Source organism: Calidifontibacter indicus (genome assembly GCF_003386865.1).
In the GTDB taxonomy this organism is placed as follows: Bacteria; Actinomycetota; Actinomycetes; order Actinomycetales; family Dermatophilaceae; genus Yimella; species Yimella indica.
In genome coordinates, this window is the sequence record NZ_QTUA01000001.1 from 3122572 (window position 1) to 3145748 (window position 23177).

The following is a 23177-nucleotide window of genomic DNA, read 5'->3' on the forward strand; positions in this document are numbered from 1 at the left end:
CACCGGCGCGTTCTCGCCGTCATCACCTACCTCGAAGCACAAAACACCTGAACGTACCGGCATAGCGTGCTTCCCTCGGTCTCTGCCGAGGGTCAGGCGCCGAGGCCGCCGGCGACTCCGAGGGCGATGGCGTCTTCGCGGGTAGTGACGCCGAGTTTGGCGAGCATCGCGGTCATGCGGTTACGGACGGTCTTGGGCGCGAGGAAGAGTCGTCCTGCGATCTGTGAGGGTCCGAGGCCCTGAACGAGAAGGGTGAGGATTTCACGGTCGCGGGCGTCGAGTGCGGCAAGTGGGTTCGCATCTGGGAGCACGGTCGCGGCGACCACGACGGGGCCGCTCGTGCCGCGCCCGAGCACGGTGGAGCCTTGAGCGGCCGCGTGGATCGCAGCACGGAGCTCGGCCGGGTCGGAATCTTTGAGCAGGTAGCCGTCGAGTCCGGCGCCGAGGCTGCGGATCACCGCGCCGGGGTCGGAGGCCATCGTGAGGACGAGCACACGACTCGCGGGCCAGCGGCGTTTCAGCATGACGCCGAGGCTGATCCCGTCGCCGTCGGGCAGTTGGAGGTCGAGCATGCACACGTCGGGTTCGCCGTTGACTACCAGCGATTCGGTCTCTCGTAAACTCGCGGCACTGGCGAACACGGTCATGAGTGGATCGGCTTCGATGAGGGCGGTGAGCCCGGCCAAGACGACGGGATGGTCGTCAACGACGAGGACACGGATCATCGGTCGTCCTCATCGAGCGTGAGGACCAGCCGTGTGCCCCTCGGTGCGGCTTGCTCGATCGAGAGTGTTCCACCGGTCTCGCAGACTCGGTTGCGCAGAGATTCCAGGCCCACTCCGGGGACCAGAGTGCCGCCGACGCCGTCGTCGGTCACGGACATGCGCAGTCCACCGGTCTCTCGTTCCACGGCGACAAGCACGTGGGTGGCGTGCGCGTGCTTGATCGCGTTGGTGATGCCTTCGGCGATGGCGCGGTAGATCAGGACCGAGGCATGGGTGTCTATCCCGTCGGGTATGTCGGTGGTCAGCGTGACGTCCGGGCCGTTGCCGCCGTCGAAGGAAGCGACCAGCGCAGCGATGGCGGCGCTCACGTCGCCGTCGCCGAGTGCGGTCGGCGAGAGTCCCGACACAATCCGGCGCAGATCGGCACGGCACGATGCCAGGTCCGAGGCGAGCGCGTCGAGCTCGGGCAGGTGGTGGGTCTCGCTGGCAGCCTGCACCCGCATGCTCATGCCGGCGAGCACTGGTCCGAGGTCGTCGTGCAGGTCGGCCAGGATGCGGGCTCGTTCGAGGTCGCGCTGGTGGGCGACATCGTTGCGGGCGTACTCGGCGTCGATGGCCAGTGCGACGGCGCGCGCGACGAGCGCGATGGTGGGCAGCAGTTGACGGCACACTCGGGTTTGACGTGCTTCCAGGCCGCCCGGATGCGATGGGTGCAGCAGCATGGTGCCCACCAGCTCATCACCGACGAGCAGCGGCCAGCAGTCCCATCCATCCGGGGCCGGAACCTCGTCGAGCAGCAGCCGAGTCTCATCCACACCGCTGGTTGCGGTGACCATCGCGCCGGCCTTGGTCAGGAGTTCACGGGGATCGGCCGCGGTCTTCAAGTCCGCGGTCAGGGCGGCGATCTCATCGGCCGAGAGGACACCGGTGCCGTAGCGGCGGGTCAGGAACTCCCGCCGCAGCCACCAGGCTCCCGGAAGCGTGAGGGCCAGGGTCGCGGCGGTCGAGAACGCGCCGAGGGCTTCCGCACCGAATATCTGCTCATGGCGAGCGATCTGCAAGATCACTGCACCGGCCCCGGCGGCCACGGCGAGCGCGGCCACTCCGAGACCGATGTCGACCAGCGGCTCGATGACTGGGCGCGGTTCGGCCACGAATCCCGAGGCGGCGACAACCAAGGCGACGACCCCGATTCCAGCCGCTGCGGTGGCACCGTAGGCGGCATGCGTTGCGACGAACCAGGCCAGACACGCAGCGCCGAGCGCACCCATGCAGGCCGCGACGATCCAGACTCGCCAACGCTGATCTCCCCGCGATGGGTCGGCGGTCAGCATCACTGCCAGGGCGGGCAGTACCAGCGCCACGAGCGTCAACGGGCCCCACTGGGCCGCGAACCTCAGCATCTGCGGCTCGCCGGCGACGCCACTCGGCCAGAGATACCCTGCTATCAGCACCCCCATGGGCGTCGCGGCCGCACCGATACCGGCCCAGCCCACCAGCGAGCGAGGGCGGTGATCGAGCACCACGATCCCGGCGATGCCGAGCGCCAACCAGGCGATCAGCGGCAAGGCGGCAACGGAGGCGGTCTCATCGCGTGGGAACTCGCCCACCAGCGGCAAACCGCAGGTGGCCGCCAGCAGCAGCGACCCGAGGATGACGCTCGTCGGTACCGCTGGCCGAGTCTGCTCCAGAGGTGGGTTTGCCGGGGCAAGGACCGTGATCACCACACCATTGTCGCCTCTGACCACGCGACGGCTAACGGTTGCAGGCAAGCCAAGGACGACATCGGGAACAGCCGGGTCGACACCGGGACCTCAGGGGTGCGCACGGCATCGACCACAGGCTGCCTGTCGGTCAAGTCTGGGGGTCGACCATCAGCAGCCTCCCGAAAAGACGGGATGATGAACCAAGGAGAGTTCCCATGACCCAGCCACACACCACACGCCGACGAGGTGTCATCCCCGCTTATCCAGTCGCGCTCGGCATCGTATTCGCCATCTGCACCGTGGGGATGGCCCTCAACCTGATAGCCGCGATCGCCACCGATGTGGTCGATGAAGGACCCCGCACCCTCCGCGAGCAACTCGCCGGAGTGATCGGATTCGGCATCGGCGGCCTGACGATCTCGTTGCTCGGCGCCTGGTGGTTCTCCCGCACCGAGGCACGCGCCAAAGTCGGTGCCATCGTGTTCGGTGCACTCGCCGTGCCAACCATCATCCTGTTCTTCTCCGGCACCCCCGGCATGTTCGGCGCCACCGCCGCCTTCCTCGCCGGCCTGACCCGCGGGCGAACCGCCGCCACCGGCGCACCGCGCGTTTTCGGCATCGTCGGCCTGGTCTTCGCGATTCTCAACGTGCTCGTCACCGTGGCCGGCGTGAGCATCGCCTGGATCGTAGAAGGATCACCCAACGCCCGCTGATCTGTGCTCACTGGCAGCCCGGCATAGGTGGGTCGGGGTGTGGTCGTACTGTCATCGACCGTGCGGAGAGCGCTCATGTCCACATCCGACGTTCTGTGCTCCGGCCCGGCGCCGAGAACACCGACCCGCCACGCATGTCGGTCGGCCCTGATCGCCGAACGGCCGTACGTGTCGGACAAGACCGTCGCCAACTACGTGTCGGCGGTGATGCTGGAACTCGGCGCCGAGGACCGCTCCAACGCCATCGCCATCATCTGAAGCCGCCGCAGGGGGTGACTCGGTAGGTCACCCCGTGACGGGCAGGCTCTCAGACGGAGAGGGCTGCTTTGTTCCGGCGGAAGGTTGCGAGCCGGTGGCCGAGGGCGAGCAGGCCGACCCCGACGAGTCCGATCGCCAGGCTGATGACGCCGTACGACCAGGGGAACTTGCCGGGGATGAACACGTTGCTGCCGCCGAGGGTGTCGACCAGCAGGTAGACGCTCTGGTAGGTGAAGGCCCACATCCACGCGAATCCGAAGATCACCCCGGCGGTCAACTGGGAGCGGAAGAAGAAGCCCAGGGGGAAGGCCAGCAGAACGCTGACCGCGGCGATCATCGGGCGCTCCTGCGGCCGGAGAAGGTGAGGACTACTGCAGTCACGGTGAGCAACACCATCGCGGCGACGAGCGCCTTGATGCCTGCGGGTACGTCGACGAAGAACGCGGGCAGGGCCGAGATCGAGCAGAGCACGATCGTGATGGCGGCCAGCCTGGCGGCGGCCCGGTTGTTCTTGACCCATGCGAGGATGCCGGCGACGGTGCCGATCAGGCCGAGGATCGAGCCGGCCAGCAGGATGCCGAGCGGCGGTCCGGTCTCTGACTCGGGAGTCGGACCGAGGGCGCTGGTGATGTTGCCGATCGACAGCAGGACCGTCAATGCGAGGCCGACCTTGTTGAGCGGGCTCCATGTGGGGGACGACTGGTGGGGACTCATGGGGCTGCTCCTGACGGGTTCGTGTTGCGCCGCAGCGGTGTCGGCGACAGAGGGCGGTCGTGGGTTCATGCAACTACTCCTTCGATGACTCGGTGACTCGACTCTGGGTCCTCGCCCATCACGCACGCATCGACTCCTTGCCCCCATCTGCTCGGGAATGATCCCGGCCCAACCGGGAACGCGGCCCCACGACACCGACGGTGCCCACACAGGACAATGGTGGCCATGCCGCATCACGACGGCCCGCTCCGGGTCGTGCTCGCCGACGACCATCCTGTCGTGCGGAGCGGGCTGCGTGCCCTGCTCGACTCACTCGGCGGCTACGAGGTGGTGGCCGAGGCCGCGAGCGGAGACGCTGCGGTGGCGGCCGTGGTCGAGCATCGGCCTGACGTTGTGCTCCTTGACGTGAAGATGCCGGGCGGCGACGGCATCGATGCCACGCGCCGGATCAGAAGCGCCGCGCCCGAGACTGCGATCCTGATACTGACGATGTTCGATGACCGCGAGACGGTGCGGGCGGCGATGAGGGCAGGGGCGCTGGGCTACGTTCTCAAGGGCGCCGAGCAGAGCGACATCGACCGGGCGATCCGTGCCGTGGCGGCAGGTGAGGCGATCTTCGGCGCCGAGGTCGTGCAGGCCGTCGTGGACTTCTCCACCTCACCGTCGTACACCCCGTTCCCCGACCTCACGGTCCGTGAGCGCGAGGTTCTCGATCTGATGGCTGCCGGTCACCGCAACCACGCGATCGCCGCCCAGTTGTTCCTGTCGCCCAAGACGGTCGCCAACCATGTGTCGGCGATCTTCACCAAGCTTGGCGTCACCGACCGCTCGCAGGCGATCGTCCGCGCGCGACGTGAGGGCTTCGGACAGCCATGAGCGAGCGACAGCGAGCGATCATCCCATGAGTGCCTGGCAGACGCTGGCCGGTGCAGCCTTCGCTGTCACCGCGTCGGTGTGTGGGGTCTGGTTGCTGCGTTCCCGGACTGCGCCGGCCTCCGGTGCCCTGCTTGCCGCGACAGGCGTGGGCGTGTTCGGGGTGATCGGCTGTGGGGCCGTTGGAGCCGCCCACGCCACCGATGTCGGTCTGCGGATCACGCTCGGCGTCCTGCTGTCGCTCGCGGTGGCCTGCTACCCCCGGGTGCAACCGGGCGCGATCTCGCTGACCCTGCTGAGCGCGGTCGGCCTCGCCGGCACTGTGATGGTGTTGCTGACCCCGGCCGTTGCCTGGATGCCGCTGACCATCGTCTTGGTGCTCCTGCTGGCGATCTGGTGGACCTGGGAGAACGGCGATGCTCAGACACGCCGCGCGCTGATGTGGTCCACCACCGCCTGGCTGGGCGCTGGTCTTCTGATCGCTCTGGTGTCCTTCACCGGCGACGCCTTGGCCGGGACCGCCGTGGACCCAGGCCCGCTGGTTCCGCTGCTGGGCCTGACCGGCCCGATCGCGATGGTCGTAGGGGCAGTGCGCGGTGATGTCGTCGATGTGCGCGGGATCGTCACGCCGCTGGTGGTGAACGCGACGGTTGTGGCTGTCTTCGTGGCGGTGGCTGTGGGAGCGCTTGCTGTCGTGGAAGCCGATCGAGGCAGTCCGCTGCCGCTTGGTGTGGTGGTGCTGGCCTGTGCGGGGCTCGCGTTCGCGGTGCGCCCCCTGCAGGTCGTCCTGCGCGGTGTCGTGGACGAGGTGTTGTTCGGAAAGCGCCCGGATCCGCTACGTGCCGCGTCGGGCCTTGTCGGGGAGGTCGCGGATTCGCCTCAGGCCGGACTCGACGCGCTTCGGGAGGCAATGTTGCTGCCGTATGCCGCCATCGAGACCAACGGACGTGTCGAACTGGACAGCGGGACCCCAGTCACCCACACCCGCACCTTCGCGCTCGACAGCGCGGACCAGGCGGACACCCGCCTCATCGTGGGACTCAGGCCCGGTGACCTGAGGTTCTCCGCGGACGACGAGCAGGTGCTGCGCATCGTCACACCGCTGTTCGGTCAGACCTTGCGCGCTCGTCAGCTCGCCGAACGCCTTCGGAACTCGGTGGAGCGGGAGATCACAGCAGTCGAGGAGGAACGCAGACGGCTGCGTCGCGACCTGCACGACGGGATCGGGCCGCTGCTCAGCGGCGCGGCCTTCACCGCCGATGCGGCGGCCAATCGCGTGCAGGACTCCCCGACGGAATCGGTCGCGCTGATCGCCGCCGTGCGTGGCGAGGTGACGACGGCCTTGGGAGAAATCCGGCGCATCGCCCTGGACCTGCGGCCCCCCGCCCTGGACCAGCTCGGTCTGGCCGGGGCGCTTCGCCAACGCGCCGAGTCCACCTATGGAGCGGACGGCCAACGTCTCGAGGTCGACGTCCAGATCGAGGTCGGGCCGCTACCGGCAGCCATGGAGGTCACGACCTACCGTATTGCCGTCGAAGCCCTCACCAACGCAGCACGTCACTCCCTCGCCCGACAGGTGCGAATCGCGGTGACCGAAGACGGCAACACGCTGCGCGTCAAAGTCACCGACAACGGTGCGTCACCCGGCCCCTGTTGGGAGGCGGGTACCGGGCTCGCCTCCATGCGCGAGCGGGCCCAACTACTCGGCGGCACCATCCACGCGGGACCGAGCCCCACAGGGGGCAGGGTCGAAGCGACCCTGCCTCTGCAGCCCCCGGCTATCCGCCGACCTTGAGGCGGACACGTTGCCGCTTGGCGATGACGACCGAAGCGGTCAGGAGCCAGAAGGGAAGCAGCAGGTAGGTCACCAAACCGCCTGGTGGAATCCCTGCGTTGCCGAGCGCGGCAAGCACACCAAGGATGACGGACACGACAGCGAACCAGCGTGGTAGGACTGCGTGTTGCCACCCGCCGAGGCCGGTGGCGATGAACGCCGTCGCCAGACCGATCCCCAGCCCTGCCCAGCCGAAGAACTCGGCATAGCTCAACATGCCAGCGGCACTCTGGTCGTCGGCGTCCGTGGCTCCGTTGATGAGCGCCCACCCCCATACGACCATCTGGGAAATCGCGGCCACGGCCACGATCCATCCCGCACAAGCTACGGACGAGAAGGTCGTGTCCTCGGATTCGCTCGAACGGAGGTGATTGCGGGTGGCGGCGCTGAAGAAGAGCAGCGCGATGCCCATCACGATCAGGGCGCCCTGGCTGGCGATGTTGAGCGCGAGGTGATCGTTGATGACCTCCACCGAAGCCCCGCCCGGCTGGTCGGTGCCGAATCGTTTGAGCCCGCCGTGAGCGATCCAAGCGAGACCGGCCACCGCACCTGAGGCCGGCAGCAGGCGCTCTGAAGTGGTGATGGACATGCGATTCCCTTCGTTGCGACAAGTCGGCGGACGCCGGTAGACACAGCGTCCCGACCTCACAGTCCCGATCACATGAGCACGATGACCTGACTCTCCGGGAAAGACTCCCTCCCAACCTGGGAATCGCGCTCTGACGAGGCGCAGCAGGTTCTGGACTCAACGACGCCCCAAGTGACCTGTCACCTCGATGCGTACTGTCGCCACGACGCCGGCGCACATGCAGCAGACCCCAACGAGCTCGACGTCATCACCCAACGACGTCGTCGAAGCCGCCCGCAGCACCCTCGTCATCGGCACCACCTAACCCGACACCGATCGCAGCGAAACGACGACACAAAACGAAGCTACTCACAGGTCAGTACGATCCGGTCATGCCTTCGTCTGATTCTTCACCCGCCGCCGACGCGCAGGTTCGAGTCTCGGGTGCTCGGGAGCACAACCTGCGGAATGTGGACCTCTCCGTTCCGCGGGACTCGTTAGTGGTGTTCACGGGCGTGTCGGGTTCCGGGAAGTCATCGTTGGCGTTTGGGACGCTGTACGCGGAGTCACAGCGACGGTATTTGGAGTCGGTGGCACCGTACGCTCGCCGTCTGATCGACCAGGCGGGCGTTCCCGATGTTGACTCCATCACCGGGATGCCGCCGGCCGTGGCGTTGCAGCAGCAGCGTGGAGGACGCAGTGCCCGGTCCACGGTGGGAAGCATCACCACGGTGTCCAGTCTCGTGCGGATGCTGTACTCCCGCGCCGGGGACTACCCGGATGGGCAGCCGATGCTCTACGCGGAGGATTTTTCTGCGAACACGGTGCAGGGGGCCTGCCCGGAATGTCACGGCATTGGTCGTGTCTACGCGGTGCCCGAGGAGCGGATGGTGCCGGATCCGTCGCTCACGATCCGGGAGCGCGCGATCGCGTCCTGGCCGACGGCATGGCACGGACACCAGCTCCGCGACGTGTTGGTGGCCCTCGGGTATGACGTTGACGTGCCGTGGAAAGATCTGCCACGAAAAGACCGGGACTGGATCCTTTACACGGACGAGACCCCGTTCGTTCCGGTCCACTCCCGGTTGACGCTTGCTGAGGCTCGCGCCGCGATCAAGGCCGGGGTCGAGCCGAGCTACTCGGGCACCTTCGTCGGAGCCCGCCGGTATGTGTTGGACACATTCGCGAACTCGAAGAGCGCGTCGATGAAGCGTCGCGTCGCGCAGTTTCTCGAGGCTGCCCTATGCCCGGCCTGTCACGGGAAGCGGCTGAAGCCTGAAGCGCTCTCGGTCACGTTCGAGGGCCTGGACATCGCGGAGTTCTCGCAGTTGCCGCTTCGAGAGCTTGCTGACATGCTCTCCGACGTTGTTGCGGGAGCGCAACAGGCCGAGACCGTTCCGAATGGTGCTGTGCTGCATGCCGATTCCCGCCGCGCAGCCACGGAGCAGCGCATCGCCGCCGGAGGGTCCGCGCACGCCGCCGCACCCGATGTGCGCCGCACCGCAAACCGTTCGCCGGAGAAGCGCGCCGCTGCGTCCCGGCTCGCTTCCGGGCTGATCGAGCGACTCCGCCCACTGACCGATCTTGGCCTCGGGTATCTGTCGTTGAGTCGAACCACCCCGACCCTGTCGGGTGGCGAGTTGCAACGAATCAGGCTCGCCACACAGCTCAGCTCCGACCTGTTCGGCGTCGTCTATGTCCTCGATGAACCATCCGCAGGCCTTCACCCACAAGACGTGACAGCGCTCTTGAAGATCCTCGACGGGCTCAAGAAAAGCGGAAACAGCCTGTTCGTCGTCGAACACTCTGTCGATGTCATGCGGCACGCGGACTGGCTCGTGGACATCGGCCCCGGCGCCGGCGAGCATGGCGGCTGCGTTCTCTACAGCGGCCCTACCGACGGGCTTGCCGACGTCAAGGAGTCAGTCACACGCGGCTACCTCTTCGGTGGCAGTGGACTGCCCCCGCACACCCCTCGCGACCCGCGCGGGTGGCTCCACTTGAAGGACGTGACTCGTAACAACCTGCACGGCGTCTCCATCGACATTCCCATGGGTGTTTTCACCGCGGTCACCGGAGTCTCGGGTTCCGGCAAGTCGAGCTTGGTCAGCCAGGCCCTCCCGGCTCTCGTCGGTGACCGCCTCGGTCACAGCGTTGCGGCGGAGGACGAATCGACCGGCGACGAGCTGCTCCTTGCCGATACCCCAGAGCGGCTCGACGGTGTCCTCGACGGCTCTCTCGAGGGGGTCCGGCGGGTTGTCAACATCGATCAACGACCCATCGGCCGAACCCCCCGATCGAACATCGCAACATATACGGGCTTGTTCGACCACGTCCGTCGACGCTTTGCTGAGACGCCCGAGGCTCGCTCGCGTAGGTACAAGCCCGGCCGTTTCTCCTTCAATGTCTCCGGCGGCCGCTGCCCCACCTGTGAGGGCGAAGGGTCCGTGATGGTCGAGCTACTCTTCCTCCCATCCGTGTACACCGAATGCCCCGACTGTCACGGGACCCGGTACAAAGCCTCGACCCTCGAGATCACTTGGCGGGAGCGCACCATCGCTGACGTGCTCGCGATGAGCGTTGAGGACGCCCACGCGTTCTTTGACGGCGAAGACGACATCACCCGCTCACTAACTGCACTGTCCGACGTGGGTCTCGGATACTTGCGACTCGGACAACCGGCAACCGAGCTGTCTGGAGGTGAGGCACAACGCGTGAAGCTCGCAAGCGAGCTCCAGCGCGCACAACGAGGGGACACCTTGTATGTTCTCGACGAACCAACTTCGGGCCTGCACTGCGCTGACGCTGACCGGCTCGTGACGCATCTGCAAACCCTGGTCGACGCAGGAAACACCGTCGTCGCGGTGGAACTTGACATGCGGGTGGTCGCAGCAGCCGACTACGTCATCGACCTCGGACCCGGCGCCGGCGATGATGGCGGCACAGTCGTCGCCGCCGGAACTCCTGCACAGGTTGCCGAGAACGGCGTCGGCGCGTCCGCGCAATACCTTGCCGCGGCGATCAAACTGATCGTTGCGGCTTGACGACCGATCGACCGACGGGGGTCGACCGGTCGTCCGGGCGCCAGAACGATCAGCTCTTGGTAAACGCTTGGTACGCAGCGGTTTCGAAGTCGAGGTACCCGGTGAACGAGGGACCGTCGCCAAACGGGAAGATCTGCGTCGCCCAGTAGCCTCCGAAGCCGTTGTCGCGGTCGATCCAGTAGAAGAGGTTGGCCAAGCCGGCCCAGCCGATGGCGCCGGCGGGTCGTCCGGTCGGGAACGGGTCCTCGGTGTACTGGAAGCTGTACGACCACGTCTTCTTCAGACCGGGGAAGAACTCGGCGTCGTTCGAGAGCCACTTGATGACGCCCGGTAGCAGCTTGACCTGGAGATTGTCGGGAAGCTGGTTGGTGAAGCCGAGGTCGACAGAGGCCGGCGACAGCACCTGCTCGCCGGAGGCGCTGCGTCCCTCGTTGAGCCACATGCGGATGAACTTCAGATAGTCGGGCACGGTCGAGAACAGACCGTGCCCGCCGAAGTCGACCTCGGGCGTGGTGGGGGTCGCGAACTCGCTCGGGGTGAGCGTGCCGTCGTCCTCGCGCTGGTGGTGCCGAACCTGTCGCGAGAGCATCTCCTCGGTCGGCGCGAAGGCTGAGGACGTCATGCCCAGAGGCGCGAAAATGCGCTCCTGGAACACCTCGCCGAGGCGCTTGCCGGTGATGCCTTCGACCACCTGGCCGGCCCAGTCGATGTTGCTGCCGTACTCCCACTGGGTGCCAGGGTCGAACAGCAGCGGAGAGTTCAGCGCGGCGCGCGTCGCGGTGGCCACGCTCGGCTGGCCGTGCTCGTCGGCGAGGCGCTTGTAGGTCTCGTTGAAGAAGTCGTACCCGAAGCCCGCGGTGTGCGTCAACAGGTGGTGGGTGGTGACGTCGCTGGCCGGCGCACGCAAGATCGGCTGACCGTTCGCGTCGAAGCCGTCGATGACCTTGACGTCGGCGAGGGCGGGCGCGTACTCCTTCGCCGGCGCCTGCAGGTCGAGGTCGCCCGACTCCACCAGCTGGAGGCAGGCGGTTGCGGTGATCGCCTTCGTCGTCGACCAGATGTTGAAGGACGTGTCGGTCGTCATTTCGGCGTCGGAAGACAGGTCGCGCACGCCGGACGCGCCGAGGTAGATGTCCTTGTCCCGGCCGGTAATACCGGCGACGACGCCCGGCACTCGCCCTTCCCCGGAGTTCGGGCCCTGCGAAGCGCGCTGGACGACGGCGTCGACCGCGGTAGTCAGGTTGTCGCTCACTGATCTTCCTTTCGTTCGGTGTGGATCAACCTTCGCGTAAGTGTGACGCAGGCGACAACCGCCGCAGCGTCGCAGATCGACGACCCCACCCCGCCAAATGGCGGGTGTGCGGTGCGAGGCACCGCAATAGACTTCGAAGACTTGTCGGCACGAAGGAGGCCCCATGACGGTGAACGCGGTGCCGCGGCCCGGGTTCGACGCCGAGCTGCGCGCCGGATTTGCGGTCGTGGGCGGCATGTTCCCGCCGACCATCACCCCGGAACTCATCGACTTCATGCGGCTCTCCTACGCGTCCCCGCCGATGAACGATCTGTTCCGGCAGCATCGTATTGACGTCACGGACGTCGTCCTGCCCGGCTACCAGGGCGGCGACCTCACGGCCGCCGTTCTCCGACCGCGCGACGCACAGGGGCCGCGTCCGACGGTGCTCTACGCGCATTCGGGTGGGTTGATGTTCGGCGACAAGTTCAGCGGTCTCGACCTCGTGCTCGATTGGGTCAGCGATCTGGGCGCGATCGTCATCACGGTCGACTACCGGCTCGCGCCGGAGTTTCCCGACCCCTACCCGTGGGAGGACATGTACGCAGCCCTGGAATGGGTCGCCGCCGAGGCGGGCAACTTGGGCGTACGTCGCGATCGCATTCTCGTCGCCGGCGCCAGTGCCGGTGGCGGACTCGCGGCCGGCATCGCCCTTGCTGCACGCGACCGGGGCGGCCCGCGGCCCTGCGGCCAACTGCTCGACTACCCGATGCTCGACGACCGGTTGATCACCGCGTCGACCGGACAGTTCGACGGCATCGGCGTCTGGGACCGGGTGAGCAATCAAACTGCGTGGCAGGCGCTCCTCGGCGATCGCCGTGGTGGCGACGACGTGTCTGCCTACGCCGCACCGGCCCGGGCGGGCGACCTCAGCGCACTGCCGCCGGCGTTCATCGACGTCGGCGCCGCCGAGATCTTCCGCGACGAGGCCATCGACTACGCCGGACGCATCTGGGCGGCAGGGGGCGATGCCGAACTGCACGTGTGGTCGGGCGCCTTCCACGCGTGCGACATCTTCGCGCCGCACACCAGCGTGGGGCGTTCGATGATCCGCACCCGCAACGCCTGGGTGGAGAAGATCCTTGCCGACTGATCGGCCGGCCCGATCTCGCCAGGAGCACTGAGATGCAAGAACTCCTCGGACGCATCGCGCGCCTCGACCCCAATTCGAGCCTCGGCCTGCGAGTCATCGCCTGCTTCGACGAGCTCATCGTGGGAAACGTCAACACCCGGGCACTGCTGGCCGCGGCTGCCTCGCTGGCCGGATGCACGGCCGCGCGATGATCGCCTCGCCCGGGCGGGAGACGACATGCTCGTCTGGCTCGAGCGGGACGAAGCGCCGCTGGCCAACAATGCGATCATCCTCGAACGGCTCGCGCTCGCTGTGCGCATCAGACACGGACGCGGTCAGCGCGAGATCGACAACCGTCGCCACCTCGGCGTGCTGACCGAGCGCACCAGCAGTGTCGAGGAACGGCTCGACGCCGCCGGGGCGCTCGGACTGGTGGCCGCGCGCCGCTACCGCATCGTCGCCGCGCCGCTGTTCGCTGTCTGGGAGGGTCGCCCATGCTGGCCCGAGGACGTGATCGGCACGCGCTTCGGTCCGATCCATGTCGTCGTCGTCCCCGAGATCTTCGAGCCGTTCCGGGCCGCTCCGGGAGGCATCGGGATCGCCGCTTCCGTGCACGGGCTCGACCGGTCGTTCCGCAGCGCGCTGGTCGCGCTGCGGCTGTGTGTTCCGCCGCGTGAGCCGATGGTCGTAGCCGATGACTACGGCGGCCTGATCGAACTGTTGGCTGACGCCGACGACGACGCCCAGCATGATTACGCCGACAGTCTCACCCTTGTCGCGCAACAGCATCCGTGGGCGTTGGAGACCGTCGAGGCGCTGGTGACGACACAGAGTGTTCGGGAAGCGGCCCGTGAACTGGACATCCACCACAGCACACTGCAAGCCCGCTGCGACACGCTCAGGACCGGTCTCGGCTTCGATCCGTTGCAGGGTTTCGGCCGCACCCGCCTGGGCACAGCCTTCCTCATGCATCGACTCAGTCGGTCGACTGTGCTCGACCTGCCCGCCCCGGCCGCCATGACGGGGTGAGCAGATCCGCTGTGGTTCAGGAGGATTGGCGCGGGTAGCGGCGTTTGATCGCCCGCACTCCGACTCGGGCCGACTCGCCGGGAAGCGTCCAGCCTCTCGCCTTGGCGATGCGCACCATCCCGTCGCCGAAGACGTTGTCGTCGAGCCGGTCGCCGGGTTCGTAGGACGGGAAAGTGTCGGTGAGCACCGGACCGGGGAAGGATTCGTACTGCGGTTGGCGTTCGAGGCCGGCTTCTCGTTTGGCGTCGAGGAACGCGGACTCGATGTTGACGGCGGCGATGTAGTAGGCCAGCAGGAGTAGTTCGTTGGCGTGGATCTCTTGCCGGTACTTCCGCACGCTGGCCGGTTTTCTACGGCTGGCCGGCGGTCCACAGGTCAGCGACCCGTCCACCTCGATGCGCCCGGCCCTCGACGGTGCCTATGCCTTGGGTCAGGGTGAGGCAAGCAGTGGTCGTGGTGACCGGCTGGACGATCCGTCACAGGTCCTGGACATTCTGATCCCGCTCCAGCCGAAGACTGTCGACAACCCTGATCGCGTAACCACCCTGATGAGTCAGTCCGGGGAGGCCATGACAGCCGTTCGCGGTGCTTTGATGAAAACAAGTGCCTGACCGGCACATACGCGATCAACGGAAGGACATCTCGTGGTTGAGAAGTCGACCTTCACATTGCCCGGTCTGACGAAGAAGAAGTCGGACGAGATCATCAAGATCCTGCAGGTGCGCCTGTCGTCCTACAACGACCTGCACCTCACCCTGAAGCACGCGCACTGGAACGTCGTCGGTGCTCACTTCATCGGCGTCCACGAAATGATCGACCCGCAGGTGGAGCTGGTACGCGGGTACGCCGACGCAGTGGCCGAGCGCATTGCCGCAATGGGCGCCTCCCCCGGCGGCCGCGTCAGCGACATCGAGCGCGACCGCACGTGGGACGACTACGCCATCGAACGTGACACCGTCGGTGCACACTTGGGCGCCCTCGACAAGGTGTACGACGGAGTCATCAGCTCCAACCGCAAGGCGATCGAGGAACTCGACGACCTCGACCTCGTCACGCAGGACCTCATCATCGGACAGACCGGCGAACTCGAGAAGTTCCAGTGGTTCGTGCGCGCTCACCTCGAGTCGTTCGCCGGAGAGCTCAAGGACGCCGGTACGGCCACAGAGAAGGACGCTGCCGCAAAGACCCGCAAGGTCTGAGCACGGTTGATCATGTCTGAGGACCATCTGGATCACCGGTCGCTCCCGCGGCTGACCACCGCCGACCCGATGAGAGATCGTTCCGCATGAACGCATACGAGGCAGTCGTGGTAGGCGGTGGCCATCATGGCCTGCTCGCCGCCATCGAACTGGCCGACCACGGCCGTCAGGTTCTGCTGAGCCGGCCGTAGGTGGGCAGCGCTGTTGCCGACCGGACGACCGGCGACTTCGTCGTGGACGAGTTCAGTGGCTTTTTTCCCGCTGCTGTCCTGGCCGCCGGTTCGCCACGCACCGAAACTGGGGTTGACCCCGTCTGGTGGACATCGATTCAGACGGACCTCGTGGGCAACCCGCCTCGGTGTGCGTGACCTCTGCCCCACCAGGGCGCCTCCGCCAACGCCGCTGCGATAAGCACCGCCGCACAGACGCCCAGGAGGCTCCAGCCGATGACGCTGACCTGCCAGTCGGTCTCCGAAGCACTGCCGTACGGGAACACCACCAGGTGCTCGTCGAACGGATGGAGCAGAGCCCAGGCGGTGGTCGCCGGCACAGCCACTCCTGCGAACAGGAGTCCCGGCATGGGTTCGCCCAGCGAGCGGCGCCAGCACGCGTACCCCGCACCGGCCACGAGTGCCGCGAGTCCCTGGAGCAGCACGGCGTTCCGGTGCCCGAACAGCGCCGTGTCGCCGGCGTGGAGAACGACGGCCACCCACGCAAGGAACAGCACGAGTACGCCGAGCCCGCGCGACGCCGAACGCCAAGCAAGGGTTCGGGGTGCGACGTCGACGACGATGCCGGCCTGCTCGTCGAAGCACCAGGCGGCCGCTGCGGCCAGCAGCCCGACGGCGGTGCCCTGCAAGGGCCAGAGCATCCACGCGTCCCACCGCACCAGCTCCATGAGCACGACCACCAGGATCGCCGCCACTGCGACCCGCATCCACGGGACCGCCCTGGCGGCGTACCCGAGCATCAGAACTCGCCCGGCAGGGGGTTGGTCACGATCCCGGTGTACCCCACGGTCATGGACAGCACACCCAGGACCACCGCGAGGGCTAGGAGACCGAAGACGGCCTTCTTGAGTCGGGGGCGGTCCGACTCGGGGTCGTGGTAGACGGCTACCACCACTGCGAGGACGCAGAGGACGGCCAGGTAGGCGACCCACAGGAACGGGTTCCCCGGCAGCCGAGCCCAGTGCTCGCCGTCGGCGGTGTAGGGACCGTGGAAGTAGGTCCAGAACCAGAACACACGGTAGGGCTGACCGCCCTCGAGCAACCCCTGCATCAGGATCGTGACCAAGACCAAGACGACAGCGGCGACCGCGGCCACCCCCCGCTTGGGCAGGTAGCGGGCCAGCAGCAGTCCGAGGATCGGACCACCGATCGCGCACATGACCCCGGCTCCGAACTGTGTCGCGTGCACGTAGAGGTCGCTGATCTCCGGCCAGACCGTGTGCGCCTCGGGCGGGTCAAGGTAGTAATAGACGACCGCGAAGCCGAAGGCGACCAGCGCCAGGGAGGCCGGCACCACCGTGGCCGCCGCAAGTGCCAAGCTGCGGGTGCGTTCGGGGATGGCGACGGCACCTGCAGCCTCCGCAGCCCGGTCGGATCGCCGGGTGAGCCCGAACATGGTGACCATTCCCAGCACCCCGAGTGCGGCCCCGGGCGCGATCATGTAGAGCGTCGTACTCTCGCCGAACGTCTCGTCGGCATCGAGGACGATGAGCACGATGTAGAGGACGGTGATGGCGGCGCCGAGCCAGAACAGCTTCTGCTGGAGGTAGTTGCGGATCTCCTGGCGGGCGAGGACGCCCAGGGCCGACCCTCGCATCGCGGTGGTACTCATGGTGTGACTCCTTGTGAGGTGTGCCGGTCCGTGCGGAGCAGCAGGTAGGCGTCCTCGACCGAAGGGTCGAGGGCTGAGGAGTCGGGAGCGGGCTGTCCCCCAACGGACCGGATCAGCCCGGTTCCGGTCTTCCAGGTCTGGGCCGCACCGGCATTGGCGGAGGGCCCCACATGGACACGGCCGACTGCCGTGGCCAGCAGCTCGGGCACCGTGCCGTCGAAGCAGATCCTCCCGGTGTCGATGACGAGCACCCGGTCGCACAGGGCCGAGACGTCCTCGGTCTGGTGCGTCGAGATGACGACCGTGCCGGCGAGGCCGGACAGGAGGCCTCGCAGGGAGGCTCGTTGCTCGGGGTCGAGGCCAGTGGTGGGCTCGTCGAGGATGAGCAGGTCGGGTGAGCCGAGCAGTGCCTGCGCGATGGCAAGGCGCCGGCGCTGGCCGCCGGAGAGCTTGGAGATCTTTATGGCGCCGCGGTCGCCCAGATGCACCAGGTCGAGGACCCGCTCGACCTCGGCGTGGCGGGGTGCACGGTCCTGCCACTCCTTCAGCACCGCAACGTAGTCGAGGAACCCGAATCCGGTCATGCCGCGCGGGAAGTCCACCTCCTGCGGGCAGTAGCCGATCCGCCGCCGCGCCTCGATCCTGTTGGCGTGCGACTCGGTCGCGTCGAAGCCAACCACGGTAATGCGGCCGGTGCTCGGCGGCAACGACGTCGACAGCAGCCTCAGGATCGTCGTCTTGCCTGCGCCATTCGGCCCGAGCAGGCCCACCACACCAGGGCGGAGGCTGAGCGTCGTCGGCCACAGGGCCACCGTCCGTCCGTACTGCTTGGACACTCCGTCGAGCGATGCGGTCATGCTCACAGGTCGCCTCCCTGGATGCGAAGGGTGGAGGTGCGGAGCACCAGCGTCACGGCGAGGAGGGCCCCGCCGACGACGAACGCCGCCTGAACAGCCGGTGAGGTCAGCGTGGCCAGGTCTCCGCCGCTGCGCAGGGCCATCACGCAGGCCACCCAGCCCGTTGCCACGAGACCGCCGGCGACCCGGGCCTCGAACCACGTCAGCAGCACGAGCGCCGCCACGGTCAGTCCCAGCGAGGGAGTGAGCCAAACGAACGCGAGGTCGCTCATGTGGGGCACGAGCAGTCCCACCGCCAGCGTTGCAGGCAGCGCCACGGACAGCGCCGCGCTCGCGCGAAGCAGTGCCATCCGCAGCTTGCTGTACGGCGTCGGCGCGGTCAACTCGCGCACTGGGTCGAGCGCGTCGAACGACGCCGCGACCGCGAGCACGGGGATGAGGGGTGCGAGAGCCAGGAAGGCCGCGTCCCTGTTCTGTGCTCCGAGCCCGGCGAGTCCCACCACACAGGCACACACCACGGAGAGACCCACGGCCATCGCCCAGGGGACCAACAGTGAGTCCGCAGCAGACACCACGACGAGATCGTCATCACGTGCGCCGAGGCGGCGCAGGACGCGCAGCGGCCAGGGCAGTGCCCGCTCAGAGATCGCGGTGCGCACGTCGGCCCAGACCGCTGGAGCGAGGTCTGGAGCGAGCGTGGCCGCCGCTGAGCGGCACACACTGCAACCGGTGAGGTGGGTCTCCACACTCGCCTCTGCGGCAGGGTCGAGCCGACCAGCGGCATACGCCTCCCATACGGGGGTCTCCACGTGCCACGTCATGAGAATGCCTCCCCGGAGATGAGCTGCTCGCGCAACTTGGACTTGGCTATGCGGGCCCGGCTCTTAACCGTGCCCTGAGGGATCCCGAGCAACCGGGCCGCCTCCCTCGTGGAGAGCCCGTCGATGACCGTCGCCTGGAGGACCTGCCGCAGCTCGGGCGAGAGCGACCGGATGGCGTCGCCGACGGTGCCGTACTCGACGGCCACGAGCAGCTCGTCCTCCGCGCTCCTGACGGTCGGGCTCAGCGCGGAGATGACCCGGCTGGTGACCGGCGTCGGCTGCGCCCTCTTGCGCAACCGGGTCACCAGCTGCCGGATCGCGATGCCCCATAACCAGGCACCCAGGTCACCGTCACCTCGGAACGAGTCCGGCGCCTTCCAGATGGCGACGAACGTGTCCTGGAGCGCCTCGGCGGCCAGGTCCGCATCCGGGGTACGCCTCCGCAGTCTGAGCAGCAGCCACGCCGAGTGGCGCTCGACCAGCTGACGCAACGCGGCCTCGTCCTGATCGGCCACGAGGCGCAAGAGATCCGCGTCACTCAACTGCTCCATGCACACACTGTCGCGCGCCGAGCCCCGAACGGATCACGCCGAGCGCGACTGATTTCCTGCTTCCCCAAGACGGTGACGAGTGCCACGGCCCGATCCCGCACCGGGTCGCTCCGCGAGCCCATCGGAATTCGGGGCGGTGGTTGTCGCGGGGTTGCGCGAGGCGCTTGCTGAAGGGTCGGGCTCGGCCGCTGCCCGAGTCGGTCACATTCCGTGGCTCGACCTGGCCCACCCTGGAGGTGCGCAATCAGCGCCCTGCTTGTCGGGTACACCCGATGCTCTACGAATCAGCAAGATCTCACCGCGCGGGAGATCAGTGCCTCCGGTCATTGACTGCTCGGGCTGCGTGGGTGGCTGTGCGTGGGGTGATCGTGTCGATGAGCTGCCCGTCGGTGAACGCGTCACCGTGCCACCGCAAATGCGACTCCAAATCCGCGGGTGCCTTCGTGACGCGGGACCCGACGATGAACCGCAGGCCGGCCTGGTCCAAAGCGGTCAGGTTGGTCGCGGACAGCATCCCCGCGTCGGCAACGATCGCGATATCGGCCAGGTTGTGCCGGTCAGCGAGCTGGGCCACGATCAGCACGATCAGCACGACCGTCGCGGTTTCGGCCTTGTTGCCTTCGAAGCAGCCGATCTCCAACGGGAATCCGTGCCGGTCGACGAGCAACCCGACCACGACTTGCGGGTCGACCCGGCATTCCTTGGAATAGCCGACCTTGCGTAGGTCGTCCTCGTGCTCGGCCTCGAAATACAACGTGGTGACGTCGTACAGGCACAACGTCACATCCCCAGCAGTCGCGGCATGCGCGAAACACTTGGCCGCGACCACGTCCCGGTACCCGCGACCCACGCAGCGAGTCAGGGCCCGTTTCATGCTCGAGCGATGCACCGGCGCCAGGCCGACCTCGCCCAGGACACGAGCCGAGTCAGTCATCGAGGTCGGTTCGATCAACCGGGCAGCAACCAGTTGAAAGAACGCCTCATCATCAATCGCGTCGAATCCCAGCGTCTCCCACGCATCCCGTAACACCTGCAGCAACAACCGGGAAGTCTTGGCCGTGACCACGGCCTGCCGCGGATCCCTACCCGCGTTGTGTTTCGAGCCGAAGCCGAGGTCCAATTCTCCTTGGCCGGCGTGGATCTTGGCCCGGCCGGCCTCCATCAACGCGGCCAGTTCCGCCTCGGCACGACGTCCACCACGTCAAGCTCGGCCTCAGCTTCAACCTCGACGACGAGCCGGAACTGGCGACCCTGGCACTGCACGGAACTCGAACGCGCCGGGTTCGACCCGGCTGGGCTGAGCTTCCGGCTGTTCCGGGCGGACATCGTCGGGTAGCTCTACCTCATGGGCATCGCGGGCCGGTTCCCGTACAACCAGTTGCGGTTCGCCGAAACCTGCCTCATGCACAGCTTCGATTCCGGCTTGCTCGACGAACTGCGCTTCCTCCGGGACCCGACGCCAGCCTCACCGACTCCGTCAACCGGGACGATGGCCGACGGCCGACGGCGCTGAACGTCGACCGCGCCATTTTCACTCGCATCTGGCTTGACGATCGAGGCACCGTCTCCTTCGCCACCCTCAACGAACCGTTCTCCAACTTGAGTCCGAACAACGAAAAGATCCCCGGAGAAAACTCCGAGGATCTGTCCGATGCCGCTTGACTCCACGATGACCCGAAGGTCACCAGTTGGAGTAAGCCGGCTTTGGTAGCGGGGGCAGGATTTGAACCTGCGACCTCCGGGTTATGAGCCCGGCGAGCTACCGAGCTGCTCCACCCCGCGTCGGTATGTCCCAACCATACGTGGCGACGGCGCTGTTCACCAAATCGACCCCGGCCGTCCATTCGAGTGATCCGAGCACGATCCAGCAATATTGCTCTGCCGCAGCCAAATTCGACCACCAACCGTGACGATCACCACAACAACCGACACGGAAGCCTTGACGCCACGACGGGCCGAGAGGATATTTCAATACATGATGAATTCATCGCCTGCTGAATTCCCGACGCGCGGCGCGGTCTACGCCCGCGACCTCGTGGTGGCCCGCGCCGGCAACGAGGTGCTGCGCAGTTTGTCGTTCGACGTGCCGCGCGGCACCGTCGTCGGTCTCATGGGACCGTCGGGCTGCGGCAAGACGACCCTGATGCGCAGCATCGTCGGCGTGCAGCGCATCGAGAGCGGCCACCTCGACGTGCTCGACCACTCCCCGACCGACCATGCCTTGCGCCACCGCCTCGGCTACGTCACCCAAGCCGTCAGCGTCTACCGCGACCTCACCGTCCGCCAGAACGCCCGCTACTTCGCCGCCATCCAGGGGTCGACCCCGCACGCCGCCGATCGGGCGATCGACACCGTCGGGCTCGCCGATCACGCCGACCGCACCGTCGAGAACCTCAGTGGCGGGCAGGCCAGTCGCGCCTCGCTGGCCTGCGCGCTCGTCGGCGATCCCGAACTACTCGTGCTCGACGAGCCGACCGTCGGGCTCGACCCGGTGACCCGCGAGGAGATCTGGACCCACTTCCGGCGGCTCGCCGACGCCGGCGCGACCCTGCTCGTCTCCAGCCACGTCATGGACGAAGCCGCCCGCTGCGACAGCGTGCTGCTGATGCGCGACGGACGGCTGCTGGCCCACCTACCGCCGCAGGAACTGCTCGACCGCACCGGCGAGTCGACGATGGACGCCGCGTTCCTGTCACTGATCCGTCGCGGCAACGCCGGTCCGAAGCGCGCGAGCGACCACCAAGGAGACCGCCGATGAACGTCCGGATCACCCTCGCCACCGTCAAGCGCGTGCTGCAGCAGTTGCGCGCCGACCAGCGCACGATGGGCCTCATCGTGATGGTGCCGGCCCTGCTCATCACGCTCCTCTACTTCGTCTTCAACGACGCCCGAGTCTTCGACCGGATCGCGCTGACGATGCTCGGCATCCTGCCGATGCTGGTGATGTTCCTCGTGACCTCGGTGGCCATGCTGCGCGAACGCACCAGCGGCACCCTCGAACGGTTGCTCACCACACCACTGCACCGCGCCGACCTGCTCGTCGGCTACGCGTTCGCGTTCGCGTGCGCCGCCTTCGTGCAAGGTCTCGTGCTGGTCGTCATCACCCACTGGTTGCTCGGTGTCGACCCGTCCGGACCCATCACCTGGGCGCTACTGGTCGCCGTCGTGGGATCGATCGTCGGCGTCGCGACCGGGCTGCTCGCCAGCGCCTTCGCCCGCACCGAGTTCCAGGCCGTGCAGTTCATGCCCTTGGTGATCGGCCCGCAGATCTTTCTGTGCGGCCTGCTCGCCCCGCGCGACGGCATGCCGAAGGTGTTGCAGTGGCTATCCGACGCCCTCCCGATGACGTACGCGGTCAAGGCGCTGCAGGCGATCGGTGCCCAGGCCGATCCATCGGGTGACGTGCTGCGCAATGTGGGAATGCTGGCGCTCTTCGCGGTCGGCGCGCTGGCCCTGGCCGCCCTGTCGATGCCAAGGCAGACCCGGTGAACCGGCGCACCGGACGCCGCTCCGGCGAATCGACCGCGCGCGACGACATCCTCGAAGCGGCCCGGAAACTCTTCAGCAACAACGGTTTCGACCGCACCACCTTGCGCCAGGTGGCCGACAGCGCAGGCGTCGACCCCGCACTGATCAGCCACTACTTCGGCAACAAGCGCGGGCTGTTCGTGGCCGCCGTCGAGTTCCCCTCCGACCCTGCGGCCGTGCTCGAACCGGTGCGCACCTGCCCGCTCGACGAGCTCGCCGCCACGACGCTGCGCCAGATCCTGCAGGTGTGGGCGTCACCGGCCGGCCCGAGCGTGATCGCCCGGTTTCGGCAGGCCCTCACCGGCGGCGAGGACGAACTCGTGCGCGACCTGCTGACCAGCGTGATCCTGGCACCGATCCGCGAGCGCCTGCGCGGCACCGGCGACGATCTCGACCTGCGCCTCACCCTGTTCGCCAGCCAGGTCGCCGGCCTGCTCGTGACGCGCGAGATCCTCGCGCTCCCCCCGCTGCGCGCGGCGGACATCGACGCCCTCGTCGCCGCGGTCGCACCGAACCTGCAGCGCTACCTCACCGGCGCCATTACGCAGTGAT

General features: G+C 67.4%; 25 protein-coding genes, 1 tRNA gene and 1 pseudogene. 13 read left to right on the top strand and 14 right to left on the bottom strand.

The features are described from left to right. Nucleotides 1-92: 92 nt before the first annotated feature. Nucleotides 93-725, bottom strand: a complete 633-nt coding sequence (locus tag DFJ65_RS14805) for a response regulator (protein WP_115923679.1) — start codon at nucleotides 723-725, stop codon at nucleotides 93-95. Then, entirely contained in the window at nucleotides 722-2449 is a 1728-nt protein-coding gene (locus DFJ65_RS14810) for a sensor histidine kinase (protein ID WP_147301409.1), read from the bottom strand. Before DFJ65_RS14810 ends, DFJ65_RS14805 begins: the two co-directional genes overlap by 4 nt. A 197-nt stretch (nucleotides 2450-2646) precedes the next feature. On the opposite strand from DFJ65_RS14810, the gene DFJ65_RS14815 reads away from it, so the two are divergent. After that, a complete protein-coding gene (locus DFJ65_RS14815) occupies nucleotides 2647-3144 on the top strand; it encodes a hypothetical protein (RefSeq protein ID WP_147301410.1) in 498 nt (165 codons plus the stop codon). A gap of 75 nt (nucleotides 3145-3219) precedes the next feature. After that, a complete protein-coding gene (locus DFJ65_RS14820; RefSeq protein ID WP_211308458.1) occupies nucleotides 3220-3402 on the top strand; it encodes a response regulator transcription factor in 183 nt (60 codons plus the stop codon). A gap of 49 nt (nucleotides 3403-3451) precedes the next feature. Here the strand turns inward: DFJ65_RS14820 and DFJ65_RS14825 are convergent, their stop codons facing one another. Together DFJ65_RS14825 and DFJ65_RS14830 are read right to left on the bottom strand one after the other, a co-directional pair. Then, nucleotides 3452-3739 carry a hypothetical protein gene (locus DFJ65_RS14825; protein ID WP_115923682.1) on the bottom strand — a complete coding sequence of 96 codons (288 nt, stop codon included), beginning with the start codon at nucleotides 3737-3739 and terminating at the stop codon, nucleotides 3452-3454. After that, nucleotides 3736-4116 (bottom strand): hypothetical protein, encoded by a 381-nt coding sequence (locus DFJ65_RS14830; RefSeq protein WP_115923683.1) that lies wholly within the window; start codon nucleotides 4114-4116, stop codon nucleotides 3736-3738. Before DFJ65_RS14830 ends, DFJ65_RS14825 begins: the two co-directional genes overlap by 4 nt. Before the next feature lie 255 nt (nucleotides 4117-4371). Here DFJ65_RS14830 and DFJ65_RS14835 point away from each other — a divergent pair, with 255 nt between their 5' ends. Beyond that, a complete protein-coding gene (locus DFJ65_RS14835) occupies nucleotides 4372-4992 on the top strand; it encodes a response regulator transcription factor (RefSeq protein WP_245950309.1) in 621 nt (206 codons plus the stop codon). A gap of 25 nt (nucleotides 4993-5017) precedes the next feature. Further along, entirely contained in the window at nucleotides 5018-6784 is a 1767-nt protein-coding gene (locus tag DFJ65_RS14840) for a sensor histidine kinase (protein WP_170144111.1), read from the top strand. Here DFJ65_RS14840 and DFJ65_RS14845 read toward each other — a convergent pair. Continuing rightward, nucleotides 6768-7484 carry a hypothetical protein gene (locus DFJ65_RS14845; protein WP_147301411.1) on the bottom strand — a complete coding sequence of 239 codons (717 nt, stop codon included), beginning with the start codon at nucleotides 7482-7484 and terminating at the stop codon, nucleotides 6768-6770. The genes DFJ65_RS14840 and DFJ65_RS14845 overlap by 17 nt on opposite strands. Nucleotides 7485-7783: 299 nt before the next feature. On the opposite strand from DFJ65_RS14845, the gene DFJ65_RS14850 reads away from it, so the two are divergent. Continuing rightward, on the top strand, nucleotides 7784-10435 hold the full coding sequence (locus tag DFJ65_RS14850; RefSeq protein ID WP_115923686.1) for an excinuclease ABC subunit UvrA: 2652 nt from the start codon (nucleotides 7784-7786) through the stop codon (nucleotides 10433-10435). Nucleotides 10436-10484: 49 nt separating this feature from the next. Here DFJ65_RS14850 and acmB read toward each other — a convergent pair whose 3' ends face one another. Continuing rightward, a complete protein-coding gene (gene acmB / locus DFJ65_RS14855; RefSeq protein ID WP_245950310.1) occupies nucleotides 10485-11687 on the bottom strand; it encodes a methyl acetate hydrolase AcmB in 1203 nt (400 codons plus the stop codon). Nucleotides 11688-11850: 163 nt separating this feature from the next. Between acmB and DFJ65_RS14860 the strand changes: the two genes are divergently transcribed. The 3 genes from DFJ65_RS14860 to DFJ65_RS14865 are packed head-to-tail and all read left to right on the top strand — an operon-like array spanning nucleotide 11851 to nucleotide 13827. Next, on the top strand, nucleotides 11851-12819 hold the full coding sequence (locus DFJ65_RS14860; RefSeq protein ID WP_211308459.1) for an alpha/beta hydrolase: 969 nt from the start codon (nucleotides 11851-11853) through the stop codon (nucleotides 12817-12819). A gap of 32 nt (nucleotides 12820-12851) precedes the next feature. Then, nucleotides 12852-13010: a hypothetical protein gene (locus DFJ65_RS17860; protein ID WP_211308460.1), complete on the top strand. Its 159-nt coding sequence runs from the start codon at nucleotides 12852-12854 to the stop codon at nucleotides 13008-13010. A gap of 25 nt (nucleotides 13011-13035) precedes the next feature. Beyond that, complete coding sequence (locus DFJ65_RS14865) at nucleotides 13036-13827, top strand: helix-turn-helix domain-containing protein (protein WP_211308461.1); 792 nt, start codon at nucleotides 13036-13038, stop codon at nucleotides 13825-13827. Nucleotides 13828-13843: 16 nt separating this feature from the next. On the opposite strand, the gene DFJ65_RS14870 is transcribed toward DFJ65_RS14865, so the two are convergent. Beyond that, nucleotides 13844-14164 carry a hypothetical protein gene (locus tag DFJ65_RS14870; protein WP_115923688.1) on the bottom strand — a complete coding sequence of 107 codons (321 nt, stop codon included), beginning with the start codon at nucleotides 14162-14164 and terminating at the stop codon, nucleotides 13844-13846. Nucleotides 14165-14471: 307 nt separating this feature from the next. Here DFJ65_RS14870 and DFJ65_RS14875 point away from each other — a divergent pair, with 307 nt between their 5' ends. Then, the gene (locus DFJ65_RS14875; protein WP_115923689.1) at nucleotides 14472-15026 is read left to right on the top strand and encodes a Dps family protein; all 555 of its coding nucleotides are present in this window, start codon (nucleotides 14472-14474) and stop codon (nucleotides 15024-15026) included. Nucleotides 15027-15354: 328 nt separating this feature from the next. On the opposite strand, the gene DFJ65_RS14885 is transcribed toward DFJ65_RS14875, so the two are convergent. The 6 genes and pseudogenes from DFJ65_RS14885 to DFJ65_RS14910 form a co-directional block, all read right to left on the bottom strand. After that, on the bottom strand, nucleotides 15355-15963 hold the full coding sequence (locus DFJ65_RS14885) for a hypothetical protein (RefSeq protein ID WP_147301412.1): 609 nt from the start codon (nucleotides 15961-15963) through the stop codon (nucleotides 15355-15357). 32 nt (nucleotides 15964-15995) lie between these two features. Then, on the bottom strand, nucleotides 15996-16868 hold the full coding sequence (locus DFJ65_RS14890) for a hypothetical protein (protein ID WP_115923692.1): 873 nt from the start codon (nucleotides 16866-16868) through the stop codon (nucleotides 15996-15998). Then, entirely contained in the window at nucleotides 16865-17725 is an 861-nt protein-coding gene (locus DFJ65_RS14895; RefSeq protein WP_245950451.1) for an ABC transporter ATP-binding protein, read from the bottom strand. The genes DFJ65_RS14890 and DFJ65_RS14895 overlap by 4 nt, the downstream gene beginning before the upstream one ends. Nucleotides 17726-17727: 2 nt before the next feature. Then, on the bottom strand, nucleotides 17728-18546 hold the full coding sequence (locus DFJ65_RS14900) for a zf-HC2 domain-containing protein (protein ID WP_115923694.1): 819 nt from the start codon (nucleotides 18544-18546) through the stop codon (nucleotides 17728-17730). Beyond that, entirely contained in the window at nucleotides 18543-19097 is a 555-nt protein-coding gene (locus tag DFJ65_RS14905) for an RNA polymerase sigma factor (RefSeq protein ID WP_115923695.1), read from the bottom strand. Before DFJ65_RS14905 ends, DFJ65_RS14900 begins: the two co-directional genes overlap by 4 nt. Nucleotides 19098-19419: 322 nt before the next feature. Next, nucleotides 19420-20295, bottom strand: a pseudogene (locus DFJ65_RS14910) (IS1634 family transposase); the annotation flags it as partial. Between the two features lie 147 nt (nucleotides 20296-20442). Here DFJ65_RS14910 and DFJ65_RS17560 point away from each other — a divergent pair. Beyond that, nucleotides 20443-20610 carry a hypothetical protein gene (locus DFJ65_RS17560; RefSeq protein WP_170144112.1) on the top strand — a complete coding sequence of 56 codons (168 nt, stop codon included), beginning with the start codon at nucleotides 20443-20445 and terminating at the stop codon, nucleotides 20608-20610. 192 nt (nucleotides 20611-20802) lie between these two features. On the opposite strand, the gene DFJ65_RS14915 is transcribed toward DFJ65_RS17560, so the two are convergent. Next, nucleotides 20803-20879, bottom strand: a tRNA-Met gene (locus tag DFJ65_RS14915). A 193-nt stretch (nucleotides 20880-21072) separates the two neighbouring features. On the opposite strand from DFJ65_RS14915, the gene DFJ65_RS14920 reads away from it, so the two are divergent. Genes DFJ65_RS14920 through DFJ65_RS14930 form a run of 3 tightly spaced genes read left to right on the top strand, consistent with a single transcriptional unit; the run spans nucleotide 21073 to nucleotide 23176 of the window. Beyond that, nucleotides 21073-21855 carry an ABC transporter ATP-binding protein gene (locus DFJ65_RS14920; protein ID WP_115923696.1) on the top strand — a complete coding sequence of 261 codons (783 nt, stop codon included), beginning with the start codon at nucleotides 21073-21075 and terminating at the stop codon, nucleotides 21853-21855. Then, nucleotides 21852-22586 carry an ABC transporter permease gene (locus DFJ65_RS14925; RefSeq protein ID WP_115923697.1) on the top strand — a complete coding sequence of 245 codons (735 nt, stop codon included), beginning with the start codon at nucleotides 21852-21854 and terminating at the stop codon, nucleotides 22584-22586. Before DFJ65_RS14920 ends, DFJ65_RS14925 begins: the two co-directional genes overlap by 4 nt. Then, complete coding sequence (locus DFJ65_RS14930) at nucleotides 22583-23176, top strand: TetR/AcrR family transcriptional regulator (RefSeq protein WP_115923698.1); 594 nt, start codon at nucleotides 22583-22585, stop codon at nucleotides 23174-23176. Before DFJ65_RS14925 ends, DFJ65_RS14930 begins: the two co-directional genes overlap by 4 nt. Nucleotide 23177: the final 1 nt, after the last annotated feature.